General features: G+C 65.4%; 12 protein-coding genes. 2 read left to right on the top strand and 10 right to left on the bottom strand.

All coding sequences use genetic code 11. From position 1 onward, the window contains the following. Position 1: 1 nt before the first annotated feature. From O6P39_RS01465 to O6P39_RS01440, 6 genes are all read right to left on the bottom strand, one after another. Complete coding sequence (locus tag O6P39_RS01465; protein WP_275609719.1) at positions 2 to 1,321, bottom strand: malonyl-CoA decarboxylase; 1,320 nt, start codon at positions 1,319 to 1,321, stop codon at positions 2 to 4. Positions 1,322 to 1,349: 28 nt separating this feature from the next. Next, on the bottom strand, positions 1,350 to 2,810 hold the full coding sequence (locus tag O6P39_RS01460; RefSeq protein ID WP_275609718.1) for an amidase: 1,461 nt from the start codon (positions 2,808 to 2,810) through the stop codon (positions 1,350 to 1,352). A gap of 165 nt (positions 2,811 to 2,975) precedes the next feature. Then, entirely contained in the window at positions 2,976 to 4,010 is a 1,035-nt protein-coding gene (locus tag O6P39_RS01455; protein WP_275609717.1) for an extracellular solute-binding protein, read from the bottom strand. Between the two features lie 21 nt (positions 4,011 to 4,031). Continuing rightward, the gene (locus O6P39_RS01450; RefSeq protein WP_275612058.1) at positions 4,032 to 4,838 is read right to left on the bottom strand and encodes an ABC transporter permease; all 807 of its coding nucleotides are present in this window, start codon (positions 4,836 to 4,838) and stop codon (positions 4,032 to 4,034) included. Continuing rightward, the gene (locus tag O6P39_RS01445; RefSeq protein ID WP_275609716.1) at positions 4,838 to 5,761 is read right to left on the bottom strand and encodes an ABC transporter permease; all 924 of its coding nucleotides are present in this window, start codon (positions 5,759 to 5,761) and stop codon (positions 4,838 to 4,840) included. Before O6P39_RS01445 ends, O6P39_RS01450 begins: the two co-directional genes overlap by 1 nt. Positions 5,762 to 5,774: 13 nt before the next feature. Beyond that, positions 5,775 to 6,893: an ABC transporter ATP-binding protein gene (locus tag O6P39_RS01440; protein WP_275609715.1), complete on the bottom strand. Its 1,119-nt coding sequence runs from the start codon at positions 6,891 to 6,893 to the stop codon at positions 5,775 to 5,777. Between the two features lie 229 nt (positions 6,894 to 7,122). On the opposite strand from O6P39_RS01440, the gene O6P39_RS01435 reads away from it, so the two are divergent. Beyond that, positions 7,123 to 8,043 carry a LysR substrate-binding domain-containing protein gene (locus tag O6P39_RS01435; RefSeq protein ID WP_275609714.1) on the top strand — a complete coding sequence of 307 codons (921 nt, stop codon included), beginning with the start codon at positions 7,123 to 7,125 and terminating at the stop codon, positions 8,041 to 8,043. A 112-nt stretch (positions 8,044 to 8,155) separates the two neighbouring features. On the opposite strand, the gene O6P39_RS01430 is transcribed toward O6P39_RS01435, so the two are convergent. The 4 genes from O6P39_RS01430 to trxA all read right to left on the bottom strand — a co-directional run bounded on the left by O6P39_RS01430 (position 8,156) and on the right by trxA (position 12,669). After that, a complete protein-coding gene (locus O6P39_RS01430) occupies positions 8,156 to 9,124 on the bottom strand; it encodes a CDP-6-deoxy-delta-3,4-glucoseen reductase (RefSeq protein ID WP_275609713.1) in 969 nt (322 codons plus the stop codon). Positions 9,125 to 9,247: 123 nt separating this feature from the next. Then, complete coding sequence (gene ubiD, locus O6P39_RS01425; protein WP_275609712.1) at positions 9,248 to 10,714, bottom strand: 4-hydroxy-3-polyprenylbenzoate decarboxylase; 1,467 nt, start codon at positions 10,712 to 10,714, stop codon at positions 9,248 to 9,250. Positions 10,715 to 10,828: 114 nt separating this feature from the next. Next, the gene (gene rho, locus O6P39_RS01420; RefSeq protein WP_275609711.1) at positions 10,829 to 12,091 is read right to left on the bottom strand and encodes a transcription termination factor Rho; all 1,263 of its coding nucleotides are present in this window, start codon (positions 12,089 to 12,091) and stop codon (positions 10,829 to 10,831) included. Positions 12,092 to 12,342: 251 nt separating this feature from the next. Next, positions 12,343 to 12,669 carry a thioredoxin TrxA gene (gene trxA / locus O6P39_RS01415; RefSeq protein ID WP_015475045.1) on the bottom strand — a complete coding sequence of 109 codons (327 nt, stop codon included), beginning with the start codon at positions 12,667 to 12,669 and terminating at the stop codon, positions 12,343 to 12,345. Positions 12,670 to 12,859: 190 nt separating this feature from the next. Here trxA and ppx point away from each other — a divergent pair, with 190 nt between their 5' ends. Beyond that, the gene (ppx, locus tag O6P39_RS01410) at positions 12,860 to 14,362 is read left to right on the top strand and encodes an exopolyphosphatase (RefSeq protein ID WP_275609710.1); all 1,503 of its coding nucleotides are present in this window, start codon (positions 12,860 to 12,862) and stop codon (positions 14,360 to 14,362) included. The last annotated feature ends 161 nt before the right edge of the window (positions 14,363 to 14,523 follow it).

Genomic DNA, 14,523 nt, shown 5'->3' with positions numbered 1-14,523 from the left:
CCTAGCGTTTTGTTTTCGCCGACAGGGTGGCCAGCTTGCGGACCTCGGGAGAGGCCGTGACCGCGCCCTGGTTGGCGTAGGCTTCGTGGTTCTTTTCGATCTGGCGCAGTTCGTAGCGGTAATTGACCATCAGCCCGGCGGCTTGGCGCAGGCCGGTCGCGGAGAGGTCGCCGCGCCAGTTCAGGCGTTCCAGGCGGGCACCGTTGCCCAGGTGGAAGCGCGCCACCGGGTCCAGCGGCAGGCCGCCGCCGTTCTTGGCGTGCAGGAAGTACTCAGCGGCCAGCGCCAGCAGCGGGTGCTCCGTGCGTGGCGGCGGCGGTGTGTCAGGCTTGAGGGCCTTGAGCACGTCAGCGGCGGCCGCGCCCAGTTGCGGGTCCTCGCCCAGGCTGTCGAGCCAGCGGCGGAAGCCGGGCACCGGCGAGAGAGTGACGAACTGGCGCAGGCCGGGAATCTCCCGCGCCAGTTCCTCCACCACCTGCTTGATCAGGAAGTTGCCGAAGGAGATGCCGCGCAGGCCGTCCTGGCAGTTGCTGATGGAATAGAACACTGCGGTGTCCGGCTCCTCCGCCGGCTGCGCTGTGGCGCCGGGTTCGAGAATGTCAGCGATGGCGCCCGGCATGGCGCGGGTCAGCGCCACTTCGACGAAGATCAGCGGCTCGTCGGCCAGGGCCGGGTGGAAGAAGGCGAAGCAGCGGCGGTCTGCCGGCTGCAGGCGGCTGCGCAGGTCGTCCCAGTCCTTGATGGCGTGGACGGCCTCGTACTTGATGATCTTTTCCAGGATCGACGCCGGGGTCGACCAGTCGATGCGACGCAGCACCAGGAAGCCCCGGTTGAACCAGGAGGCCAGCAGGTGTTGCAGGTCGTGGTCCACCGCCGTCAATTCCGGCCTGGCTTTCAATTCCTGCAGCAACAGGCGGCGCATGGCGATCAGCTGGGCGGTACCGCCGGGCGCCTGGTTCAGGCGGCGGAACAGTTCCTGGCGTGGCGGTTCGCTGGCCTGGAACAGCGCCGTGGTGTTGGCCGAAGACGGGTCGTCGAGATAACGCTGGCAGGCCTCGGCCAGCGCTTCGCGAGATGGGGCGAAATCCTTCAACAGGATGTCGAAGAAGGCTTTCTGCTGCGCCTGCGGGCAATCCCGATAGGCACACAGCACCTGCTGCGCCAGGGCGACGCCCGAGGCTTCGCCGTGGCTGGAGATCAGCTTATGGCACGCCTGCGCCAGCGCCTGGGCATTGCCCGGCGCTGGCTCGCGCGACTCCAGCAATTGCCGGCCGCGCTCGCTGATGCTTTGCAGCAGTTCCTGGAAGAAGCTGATGTTCATGCGTCCCCCTCGCTTGTGGATAAGTGGGTCAATCGCCCTTGAGCATGGGCGGCGGACAGCGCTGGTACCAGCGCGACGCCTGCTCGTAGGCGTGGGCCAGTTGCAGCACGGCCATGTCGGCATGGTGCTTGCCGATGATCTGGATGCCCATGGGCAGGCCCTGCTCATTGAAGCCCACCGGCACGTTGGCCGCCGGACAACCGGACAGCGTGGCCGGGATCACCACCTCCATCCAGCGGTGATAGGTGTCCATGGTCTTGCCGGCGATTTCCTTGGGCCAGTCCCAGGTCTTGTCGAACGGGAACACCTGGGCGCTGGGCAACAGCAGGTAGTCGTAGCGCTCGAACAACCGGCTGATGGCGCGATACCAGTCGCTGCGCGCGGCGGAGGCGTGGAAGACGTCCATGGCGGAGAGCTTCAGGCCGTTCTCCACTTCCCAGATGGCCTCGGGCTTGAGCAGTTCGCGCTTGGCCGGGTCGGCGTACGCCGCGCCCAGGGAGCCGGCGACCATCCAGTGGCGCAGGGTGCGCCAGGTGTCCCACAGGCGTTCGGCGGAGAAGCCCAGGGCAGTGTCCTCGACCTGGCAGCCGATGGCTTCGAAGTCGGCGAAGGCGGTCCGGCACAGTTCCAGCACGCCCTTCTCCATGGCCAGATGACCGCCCAGGTCGCCCAGCCAGCCCAGTCGCGCGCCCTTGAAATCGCGCGCAAGCGAACCGGCGAACTGCTCGCCACTCTCGGCGATGGACAGCGGCGCGCGGGCATCGCCACCGGCCTGCACCGACAGCAGCAGCGCCACGTCGCGCACGCTGCGGCCCATGGGGCCTTCATAGCCGAGCTGGTCGATGAACAGATCGGCGCTATCGTCGAAGGGCACGCGCCCCTGGGACGGGCGGAAACCGATGATGTTGTTGAAGGCCGCCGGGTTGCGCAGCGAGCCCATCATGTCGCTGCCGTCTGCCACCGGGACCATCTGCAGCGCCAGGGCCGCTGCGGCGCCGCCACTGCTGCCGCCGGCGGTGCGCTCCGGCGCGTAGGCACAGCCGGTAGCGCCGAAGATCGGGTTGTAGCTGTGGGAGCCAAGGCCGAATTCGGGGGTGTTGGTCTTGCCGATGATGATGGCGCCGGCCGCCTTGATGCGCTCGACCATGATGCCGTCACGCTCGGGCAGGTAGTCGCGGAACAGCGGCGAGCCCAGGGTGGTGCGGATGCCCCGGGTCAGCGACAGGTCCTTCACCGCGTGGGGCAGGCCGTGCATCCAGCCGCGGTACTCGCCGCGGGCCAGTTCGGCGTCGCGCTGGTCGGCCTCGGCAAGCAGAAGATCGTCGGGTTGCTGGCTGACAATGGCGTTGACCGCCGGGTTGAACCGCTCGATCTGCTCGAGGTGCGCCTGCATGACTTCGCGGCAGGACACCTGGCGCAGGCGGATGCGCTGGGCCAGTTCGTGGGCCTGCAGCTGGACGAGTTCGTTATTGTGCTTGTACTGGCTCATGGAGCGCGGCCTTCTTTCATCAGGCTTCCGGCAGGTGGGAAGCGTCGGTCGGGTTCAGCGACCCCGCCCGCAGGCAGGGCTTGTTGCGTTCTTCAGGCCGAGCGATGCCGCTGCGCCGAGCTGGCGCACGCGCGCATCGCTTTGCCGTTTTCCCGCTTGGCGGGATCAGCGCATCAGGTTGGTCCAGATACGGTCGGCCAGGCGGATCGCGCCCTCGCCGCAGGTCTGGCTGAATACCACCTTGGTGCCTTCAGGGATGTGCAGTTCAGGCGCATCCTTCAGGCCAGCGTCGAGGAAAGGCTCCACGCCCTTGATCGGGCTCTGGTGCTTGAGGAAGTTCTGGGTCATCGCCGAGTTTTCCGGCTGGCTCATGAAGGCGATGAACTTCTTGGCGCTCTCCGGGTGCTTGGCGCCGGCCGGGATCACCAGGTTGTCCACCCAGGCCATCACGCCTTCTTTCGGGTAGAGATACTTCAGGCTCGACTTCATCTCACGCGCACGCATCGACGAGCCGCCCCAGAACATCGACATGTCGACCTCGCCCGAGGCCAGGTTCTCGCGGATCGAGCCGGCCTTGGAGCTGTAGGTCTTCACGAAGGGCTTCTGGTTCTTCAGCAGGGTCAGCACCTGCTGCATCTGCTTGGGATCCTCGCTGCACGGCGGGATACCCAGGTAGAGGCTGGCGGTGTCGATCACCTCGCTGGAGGAGTCGAACATGTTGATCCTGCCCTGCAGTTCCTTGGGCGGGGTGAACAGCACCGAGTAGCTGTCCATCGGGCCGCTGTACCTGGCGGTATCCAGCACCACGCTGGTGGTGCCCCAGATGAAGGGCACCGAGTAGGCGCCTTCCGGGTCCCAGGTAGGCTTCTTCAGGTTGTCCACGATGTTCGCGTAGTACGGCTGGCTGACCGGATCGAAGCGCTCCAGCAGCTTCTCCTTCACCAGGATCGGCACGAACTGGTGCGAGGGAATGGCCACGTCGTAGCCGGCACCGCCCTGCTTGAGCTTGGCCAGCAGGGTCTCGTTGGAGTCGTAGGAATCCACGGTTACCTTGATGCCGGTTTCCTTCTCGAACTTCTCCAGGATCTGCGGGGTGAAATAACCACTCCAGCTCACCACGTTCAGTTGCTCGGCGGCTTGCGCGTGGACGGCCATGGCCAGCGTCAGCGAGGCCCCTACTGCTGCGATCAGTTTGCTCATCTTCTACTCCGGTATGTGGGCTCAGGCCTTCTTCTTGCCGAGCAGGAACGACAGGGTTACGAACAGCACGGAAACACCGAGGATCAGGGTCGACACTGCGTTCACGTCGGGCGTCACGCCCATGCGCAGCAGGCCGAAGATGAAGATCGGCAAGGTGGTGGTGCCAGCCTGGGAGACCATCATCGAGATCACGAAGTTATCCAGCGAGACGATGAAGGCCAGCATCAGCCCGGAGACGATCCCCGGGGTCAGCAGCGGCAGGGTGACCTTGCGGAATGTCCGCCAGGGGCCGGCGTAGAGGTCGGCGGCGGCCTGCTCCAGGGACAGGTCCATGTCGTTCAACCGGGCGCGGATCGGCAGGTAGGCGAACGGGATGCAGAACACCGTGTGGGCGATGATCAGGTTGCCGTAGCCCAGCGACAGGCCGAGGGTGGAGAACAGCGCCAGGGTGGCGACGCCGACCACGATCTCCGGCAGCACCAGCGGCAGCATGATCGCCCCCATGGACAGGCGCAGGCCCTTGAACTTGGCCCCGCGCGAGGTGCCCAGCGCGGCCAGGGTGGCGATCACGGTGGACAGCACGCAGGCGCACACGGCAATCAGCAGGCTGTTGCCGGCGGCCTGGCGCAGCGCCTGGTTGGCGAAGGCGCTGCGGTACCAGTCGAGGCTGAAGCCGGTCCACACGGTGGCGGACTGGTTGGCGTTGAACGAGAGCACCACCAGCACCACGATGGGCGCGTAGAGGTAGATGTAGAACAGCAGGCTCAGGGCGCCGAAGCCCCGGAAATCCTGCACGCCCAGACGGCGCTTGGTCAGCAGCGAGAGCATCATTCACCTCCCCGAGCGATGCGCAGGCGCTCGGCGCGCATCGCGTAGAACATCAGCACCAGCATCACCGCGGCCATCAGCACCAGCGACAGCGCCGCGCCGAAGGGCCAGTTACGCCCGTCGCTGAACTGCCGGAAGATCAGGTTACCGAGCATCATCTTGGTGCCGCCGCCGAGCAGTTCGGGAGCGATCATCGCGCCCAGGCAGGGCACGAAGGTGAGGATGGCGCCGGCCAGGATGCCCGGACGGGCGATCGGCAGGACCACCTTGCGCAGGGTGCGGATGCGCCCGGCATAAAGGTCCTGGGCCGCTTCGAGCAGGCGCATGTCCATCTTCTCGAGGGTGGCGTAGATCGGCAGCACCACGAAGGGTGCGTAGGTGTAGACCAGGCCCAGCAGCACCGCGCCGTCGGTGTACAGCAGGTCCAGCGGCTGGTGGATCAGCCCCAGGCTCATCAGCGTGCCGTTGATCACGCCGGTGCCGCGCAGCAGTAGGATCCAGGCGTAGGTGCGGATCAGCAGGTTGGCCCAGAACGGTACGGTGATCAGGAAGATCAGCAGGCCGCGACGGTGCGCCGGCTGCATCGCCAGCCACACCGCCACCGGGAAGCCCACCAGCAGGGTGATGAAGGTGGTCGCGGCAGCGATGCCGATGGAGCGCAGGGCGATCACCATGTAGGAATCGGCGAAGGCCAGGCTGTCGTCGAGCTGACGCTCGAACAGCAGCGAGACGTAGGCGTCAGTGCTGAAGTGCGGGTTGACCCCGCCATAGGGATTGGCCTGCATCAGCGAATAGCCGATCACGATGAAGATCGGCACGATCAGGAACAGCCCGATGGAGACCAGCGCGGGCGACACGCCGAGGAAGCTCCTCAGCGCCTTGCGCCGCTCCAGCGCACCGCCGGTGGTGGATATCTGGTTCATGCTCACCCCCGCCTCAGTCCAGCAGGACGCTGGCGCTGCCGGTTTCGAACAGCAGCCCGGCGCGTTGCCCGGCCACCAGGCGCTGACGCTGGCCGGCGCTGTTGGGCGCGCGGACGGTCAGGCGGGTGCCGTCGGCGAGGCTGACCTGGTACTGCAGGTCGGTGCCCAGGTAGATCTGCTGGGCGATGCTGCAGGGCGTGGCGGACGGGTTGTCCTCGGCCACCAGTTGCAGGCGTTCTGGGCGGATCGACAGGGTGACCTCGGCGCCGCTCCTGAGGCCGTCGCGGCTGGCAGCCTGGATCAGCTGGCCACCGGGAATGCGGAACTGCGCGCAGTCGCCAGCGATGCTCTCGACCCGGGCCGGGAGGAAGTTGGTCTCGCCGATGAAGTCGGCGACGAAGCGATTGCGCGGATGCTCGTAGATCTCGTCCGGGCAGCCGACCTGCTGCACCTCGCCCTCGGAGAGCACCGCGATGCGGTCGGACATGGTCAGGGCTTCTTCCTGGTCATGGGTGACGAAGATGAAGGTGATGCCGGTCTTGGACTGGATCGCCTTGAGCTCTTCGCGCATGGCCTGGCGCAGCTTGAGATCGAGGGCGGAGAGCGGCTCGTCGAGCAGCAGTACCTTGGGATGCGGCGCCAGGGCACGGGCCAGGGCGACGCGCTGTTGCTGGCCGCCGGAGAGCTGGGTCGGCTTGCGCTGGGCGAAGCGTTCCATCTGCACCAGGGCGAGCATCTCGCGAACGCGCTCGGCGACTTCCGCCTTGCTCATGCGCTTGCCCATCGGGTGCGATTCCAGGCCGAAGGCCAGGTTCTCGGCAATGGTCATGTGCGGGAACAGCGCGTAGTGCTGGAACACGGTGTTCACCGGACGCTCGAACGGCGGGCGGTCGGCGATGTTTTCGCCATACAGCTGGATTTCCCCGGCGGTGGGGAATTCGAAGCCGGCAATCATCCGCAGCAGGGTGGTCTTGCCGCAGCCCGAGGGGCCGAGCAGGGTGAAGAACTCGTTGTCGCGGATATCCAGGTCGACGCATTTCAGCGCCACGGGGCCGCTGGCCGGATCGCCGTAGACCTTGCGTACGGAGCGGATCGAAACCGCCGCCGTCTGCAGGCTGTGCAGGGCATTCATGGTGAAACCTCCGCATCCTTCCCGTCCGCCGCACGCTGGCGGTCGGGGGATCTTGTAGTTGTTCTGGCAGGACTAGAGAAACGCTGGACCCAGCGCCGGCCGCATGTTCGGCTCGAATTATCGTGGTGCTCCTGGAGCGGATATTCGAAGAAAGGTGGTTGAGCGAAAAGCTCAATTTTCTTACATTCGGTATTAAAAAAATTAACAGCTCACCGCCGAGGCAGTTCTCATGTCGATCCAGCGCCTTCCGCCGCTCAATGCCGTCCGCGCCTTCGAGGCCGCCGCCCGGCTGGGCAGCTATGTCGCGGCCTCCCGGGACCTGCACGTCACGCAGCCGGCCATCGGCCGTCATGTGAAACTGCTGGAGGACTGGCTGGGCGTGCAGCTGTTCGAGCGCACCCCGCGCGGGGTCAGCCTCACGCCCGCCGGACAGCGCTACTACGCGAAGATATCCACAGCCCTGCAGCAGATCGCCGATGCCGGCCACGAGCTCGCCCCCGGTGGCTCGGCGCGCTGGTTGAAGATCATGGCGGTGCCGGCCTTCACCAAGCGCTGGCTGATGTCGCGCCTGGAAACCCTGCGCCAGCAACGACCGGGCCTGAAGGTGGCGGTGGAGCCCAACCCCACCTTCACCGAGGTGGACGGCAAGAGCGCGGACCTGGGCATCGTCTACGGCCTGCCGGGTATCTACCCGCAATGCCACGCAACGCTGATCCGCCCGGCGGTGTTCCCGGTCTGTTCACCGTCCTACCTGGCCGAGCACGGTCCGCTGACCAGTGCCCGCGACCTGGCGCAGCACGAACTGATCCATGTGGACGACGGCGAATGGTGGAACCTCTGGCTGTCCACCATCGGCCTGGACCTGCGGGTGAGCCCGGAGGTGCTGTACGTCAGCAACGACCACGCCCTGTCGATGGCCGAGGCGGGCCACGGCATCGCCCTGGCCAACCTGGTGCTGGTCAAGCACCAGCTGGCCGCCGGCACCCTGGTGCGGCCGCTGGCCGAGGAAGTACCGCTGGAGAGCTACCAGTTGCTGCTGCCGCCGGGACCGGTGAGCGCCGATGTGGCGTGGTTCGAGGAGTGGATTCGCGCGGCGTTGCAGGAAGAATTTTCACCCAGCGCGGCCCCCGTGACTGATTCCACGGAGTAGCCGACCCCTGCGGCTAGCGTGCCCCCTGTAGGAGCGAGCTTGCTCGCGAACCTCAGCCCCACTGCGGAGGCTATTCGCGAGCAAGCTCGCTCCTACAAAAGCCCCCTTGGGTTCAGCCCCGCGGCGCGTAGGCAAACACATCCGCGCGCATCTGGTGTGGGTCCATACCCGCCGCCACCAGCGCATCCAGCGTGCCGTAGACCATCGCCGGCGAGCCGCTGGCGTAGACGCGCAGGCCGGAAAGATCGGCGAAATCCTCGCACACCGCCTCATGCAGCAGGCCACAGCGCCCCACCCAGCCGCACATATCGCTGACGATCTTGTGCAGGAGCAGGTTGGGCACACCCTGCCACTGTTCCCAGTGCGGCAGCTCGTAGAAGTCTTCCGGTCGGCGCACACCCCAGTACAGGTGCACCGGGTGAGCGAAACCGGCGGCGCGGCAGTATTCGATCAGGCTGTGCATCTGCGCCATGCCGGTGCCGGCGGCGATCAGCACCAGCGGGCCGTCCGGCAGGTCGGCCAGGTGGGCATCGCCGAACGGCATCTGCACGCGGGCGAAACGGTCGCGCTGCAACTGCGCCAGCAGGTCGATGGCGCTGTTCTCCCGGGCCAGGATGTGCAGCTCCAGGTCGCGTCCTTCCTGCGGCGCAGAGGCCATGGAGAAGGCGGCCGGATCGCTGCCGTCGCGCTCGATCAGCAGGTACTGCCCGGCGTGGTAGCGCGGCGGCTTTCCGGCCGGCGCGCGCAGGCGCACGCGCCAGACATCGCCACCCACCGGCTCGCAGAGGATCAGCTGGCAGGACAGCTTGCGCACCGGCAGCTCGCCGGGGGCCAGCACGCCATCCCAGTGCAGCACGCAGTCTTCCAGCGGCTCGGCCAGGCAGGTGAAGAGTTCGCCCTGATCGCGCACCTCGCCGTCCTGGCGCACGCGCCCCTCCACCAGCAGTGCCGCACAGATGTGGCAGTTGCCGTTGCGACAGCTCTGCGGGCACTCGTAGCCCAGGCGCCGCGCACCGTCGAGGATACGTTCGCCGGGCCTGAGCTCAAGCTGGGCGCCGGAGGGTTGCAAGGTCACTTTCAAGCGTTGTTCTCGTTCTTCTGATTTTGTAGGACCGAGGGGGACGCCTTAGTCCTTGCTCGCGAACCCATTCCCGCTGCGGGGGCTGTTCGCGAGCAAGCTCGCTCCTACTGGCGGGCGGCCCTATCAATCGATACCCAGGCTCGCCCAGATTTCATCGACACGGCGAGTCACCGCCGGGTCCTTCTCGATCACCCTGCCCCACTCGCGGCTGGTCTCGCCCGGCCACTTGTGGGTGGCATCCAGGCCCATCTTCGAACCCAGGCCGGAAATCGGCGAGGCGAAGTCCAGGTAGTCGATCGGCGTGTTGTCGATCATCACCGTGTCGCGCTTGGGGTCCATGCGCGTGGTGATGGCCCAGATCACGTCGTTCCAGTCGCGGGCATTGATGTCATCGTCCGTGACTATGACGAACTTGGTGTACATGAACTGTCGCAGGAACGACCACACACCCAGCATTACGCGCTTGGCGTGGCCGGGGTACTGCTTCTTCATGGTCACCACCGCCATGCGGTAGGAACAGCCTTCGGGCGGCAGGTAGAAGTCGGTGATCTCCGGGAACTGCTTCTGCAGGATCGGCACGAAGACTTCGTTCAGCGCCACGCCGAGGATCGCCGGCTCATCCGGCGGGCGGCCGGTGTAGGTGCTGTGGTAGATCGGTTTCTGCCGGCGGGTGATGCGCTCGACGGTGAAGACCGGGAAGCGGTCCACCTCGTTGTAGTAGCCGGTGTGGTCACCGTACGGGCCTTCGTCGGCCATCTCGCCGGGATGGATCACCCCTTCGAGGACGATTTCCGCGCTGGCCGGCACCTGCAGGTCACTGCCGACGCATTTCACCAGCTCGGTCTTGTGCCCGCGCAGCAGGCCGGCGAAGGCGTATTCGGAAAGGGTGTCCGGCACCGGGGTGACGGCGCCGAGGATGGTCGCCGGGTCCGCGCCCAGGGCCACGGCCACCGGGTAGGGCTTGTCCGGGTGCTTCTGGCACCACTCGCGGTAGTCCAGCGCGCCGCCACGGTGGCTGAGCCAGCGCATGATCACCTTGTTGCGGCCGATCACCTGCTGGCGGTAGATGCCCAGGTTCTGCCGTTCCTTGTTCGGCCCGCGGGTGACGGTCAGGCCCCAGGTGATCAGCGGCGCGACGTCGCCGGGCCAGCAGGTCTGTACCGGCAGCTTCGACAGGTCGACGTCGTCGCCCTCCTCGATCACTTCCTGGCACGGCGCGTCCTTGAGGACCTTGGGCGCCATGCTGATGACCTTCTTGAAGATCGGCAGCTTCGACCAGGCGTCCTTCAGCCCCTTTGGCGGCTCCGGCTCCTTGAGGAAGGCCAGCAGCTTGCCGATCTCGCGCAACTCGGAGACGTCCTCCGCGCCCATCCCCAGGGCCACGCGCTCGGGTGTGCCGAACAGGTTGCCGAGCACGGGGATGTCGTAGCCGGTGGGTTTTTCGAACAGCAGGGCCGGGCCCTTGGCGCGCAGGGTGCGGTCGCACACCTCGGTCATTTCCAGCACAGGGGAAACCGGCGCCTGGATGCGCTTGAGCTGTCCACGCTGCTCCAGGGCGGCGATGAACTCGCGCAGGTCGCGATACTGCATGAGGGTCTCGATGCGAAGGTGAAGTTGCGACAGTTTAGCCGCTAACAACACCTCGCAGAAACACGAAGGCCGGGTTTCCCCGGCCTTGTGGCATTCAAAAGCGCGTAGCGTCGCTTACTTGCTGCGCTTCATGGAGTCGAAGAACTCGTCGTTGGTCTTGGTCTGCTTGAGCTTGTCGAGCAGGAATTCGACCGCGGCGATCTCGTCCATCGGGTGCAGGATCTTGCGCAGGATCCACATGCGCTGCAGCTCTTCCTCACCGGTGAGCAGCTCTTCGCGACGGGTGCCGGAGCGATTGATGTTGATCGCCGGGAACACGCGCTTCTCGGAGATGCGACGGTCGAGGATGAGTTCCGAGTTACCGGTGCCCTTGAATTCCTCGTAGATCACTTCGTCCATCTTCGAGCCGGTTTCGATCAGCGCGGTGGCGAGGATGGTCAGCGAACCGCCTTCCTCGATGTTGCGCGCGGCGCCGAAGAAGCGCTTGGGCTTCTCCAGGGCGTGGGCGTCGACACCGCCAGTGAGCACCTTGCCGGAGCTGGGGATCACGGTGTTGTAGGCGCGAGCCAGGCGGGTGATGGAGTCGAGCAGGATGATCACGTCCTTCTTGTGCTCGACCAGGCGCTTGGCCTTCTCGATCACCATTTCCGCGACCTGCACATGGCGAGTCGGCGGCTCGTCGAAGGTGGAGGCGACCACTTCGCCGCGCACGGTGCGCTGCATCTCGGTCACTTCTTCCGGGCGCTCGTCGATCAGCAGGACGATCAGGTGGCACTCGGGGTTGTTGCGGGTGATGTTCGCCGCGATGTTCTGCAGCATGATGGTCTTACCGGCCTTCGGCGGTGCGACGATCAGGCCGCGCTGACCCTTGCCGATCGGGGCGCAGAGGTCGATCACCCGGCCGGTGAGGTCCTCGGTGGAGCCGTTGCCGGCTTCCATGGTCAGGCGCTTGGTCGGGAACAGCGGGGTCAGGTTCTCGAAGAGAATCTTGTTCTTCGCGTTTTCCGGGCGGTCGAAGTTGATCGTGTCGACCTTGAGCAGCGCGAAGTAACGCTCGCCTTCCTTCGGCGGACGAATCTTGCCGATGATGGTATCGCCCGTGCGCAGGTTGAAGCGCCGGATCTGGCTGGGCGAGACGTAGATGTCGTCGGGGCCGGCCAGGTACGAGGAATCGGCGGAGCGCAGGAAGCCGAAGCCGTCCTGGAGAATCTCCAGCACGCCGTCGCCGGAGATTTCCTCACCGCTTTTCGCGTGCTTCTTCAGCAGCGCGAAGATGATGTCCTGCTTGCGCGAACGAGCCATGTTTTCCAGGCCCATGGCATCGGACATTTCCAGCAATTCGGCAATCGGCTTTTGCTTGAGTTCGGTCAGATTCATAGAAGGGGACGTAAATACGCTGAAAGGGAAATAGGGAACAAGCGTGATGCTTGAAGAGCCGTGCCGCGGATGACGGACAGGATCGCTTGGAATTCGAATAGGAAGTGCGTCGGCGACGGCTTGCAGGGGACAACGTAAATCAACGTTGTGCGCCCGAATTTAACACCCGAGTTTCGGAGCGTCTAGGGGGAAATCACCGCAAAAAGAAAAAAGCCCCGCTGATTTGCGGGGCTTTTCATGCAGGCTTCGACTCAGATGTTGCTGTCGAGGAAGGCTGCCAGCTGGGACTTGGACAGTGCGCCAACCTTGGTCGCTTCGACGTTGCCGCCCTTGAACAGCATCAGGGTCGGGATGCCGCGCACGCCGTACTTCGGCGGGGTGTCCTGGTTCTCGTCGATGTTCAGCTTGCAGACTTTCAGCTTGCCCTGATAGTCCTTGGCGATCTCGTCGAGTACCGGGGCGATCATCTTGCACGGGCCGCACCATTCAGCCCAGTAGTCGACCAGCACGGGACCGTCGGACTTCAGTACGTCCTGCTCGAAGCTGGCATCGGTAACATTGACGATATGTTCGCTCATGTATTCTCTCCGTCAATCGGATGCGAAAAAGTGTCCGTCATCATATCCCGCCTCGGCCCGCACCGAAAGGCACAGCTGATTGAGTCTATCTATCGCTGATGCGGCATTCGCTGATCGGTGACACCCTCTTCATTGGCACTCCTTGCCTAAAATGGCAGGATGTCTCCTGTATCTGTCCGGACCTTCAAACATGCCCCATACCCCAGCCAAGACCTTCCCTTTGATCGCGGCCATCGACCTCGGCTCGAACAGTTTCCACATGGTTTTGGCAAAGGCCGATCACGGCGAGATACGCATCCTTGAGCGGCTCGGCGAGAAGGTTCAGCTGGCCGCCGGTATCGGCGAAGACCGCATGCTCACCGAAGAATCCATGCAGCGCGGCTTCGATTGCCTGAAGCAGTTCGCCCAGTTCATCAGCGGCATGCCGCCGGGCTCGGTCCGCGTGGTGGGCACCAACGCCCTGCGCGAGGCGCGCAACCGCGCCGACTTCATCCGCGTCGCCGACCAGATCCTCGGCCACCCGGTGGAAGTCATCTCCGGCCGCGAAGAAGCGCGCCTGATCTACCTGGGCGTGTCCCACACCCTGCAGGACACCTCCGGCAAGCGCCTGGTGGTGGACATCGGCGGCGGCAGCACCGAATTCATCATCGGCCAGCAGTTCGAATCGCAGCTGCGCGAAAGCCTGCAGATGGGCTGCGTGAGCTTCACCCAGCGCTATTTCAAGGACGGCAAGATCACCCCGGCGCGCTACGCCCAGGCCTATACCTCGGCGCGACTGGAGCTGATGAGCATCGAGAACAGCCTGCGCCGCCTGGGCTGGGACGAGGCAGTCGGCGCCTCCGGCACCATCCGCGCCATCTGCCTGGCAATCCAGGCCGGCGGCCACGGCAACGGCGAGGTCAATCCCGAGGGGCTGGCCTGGCTCAAGCGCAAGATGTTCAAGATAGGCGAGGTCGAGAAGCTCGACATCGACGGCATCAAGCCCGACCGCCGACCGATCTTCCCGGCGGGCCTGGCGATCCTCGAGGCACTGTTCGACGCCCTCGAACTGAACCGCATGACTCACTCCGAAGGCGCCCTGCGCGAAGGCGTGCTCTACGACCTGCTTGGCCGCCACCACCACGAGGACGTTCGCGAGCGCACCATCGGCGCGCTGATGGAGCGCTACCATGTCGACCCGGAACAGGCTGCGCGCGTCGAGGCCAAGGCGCTGGAGTCCCTTGACCAGGTCGCCAACGCCTGGGACCTGAACGACGACGGCCACCGCGAACTGCTGATGTGGGCCGCCCGCGTGCACGAGCTGGGCCTGGACATCGCCCACTACCACTACCACAAGCACGGCGCCTACCTGCTGGAGCATTCGGACCTGGCCGGCTTCTCCCGCATCGACCAGTTGACCCTGGCACTGCTGGTGCGCGGCCACCGCCGCAACATCCCGGCGGACAAGTTCAACGAGCTGGGTGACGAGGGCGACAAGCTGATCCGCCTGTGCATCGTGCTGCGCTTCGCCATCCTCTTCCACCACATCCGCGGCACCCAGCAGATGCCGGCAGTGGCCCTCAAGGCCTCCTCCAAGAGCCTGAGCGTACGCTTCCCGGACGGCTGGCTGGCCGCCAACCCGCTGACCCAGGCGGACTTCGAGCAGGAAGCCGGCTGGCTTGCCCGCGTGGGTTATTCGCTCAGCGTGAGCTGATCGCCCCCGCGACAGAAAAAGGCCCCGGCGCGCAAACGCCGGGGCCTTTTCATTCCGGGCGCCAGGCCGGCATGACCTGTAGGAGCGAGCTTGCTCGCGAACCCTGGGCCCGCAACGGAAGCTGTTCGCGAGCAAGCTCGCTCCTACGAAGAGCCTTGGCG

It is taken from the genome of Pseudomonas sp. PSE14 (assembly GCF_029203285.1).
Lineage (GTDB): Bacteria > Pseudomonadota > Gammaproteobacteria > Pseudomonadales > Pseudomonadaceae > Pseudomonas.
Note: the sequence above shows the minus strand (reverse complement) of the source record. Positions and strands in the feature narration are given on the sequence as shown.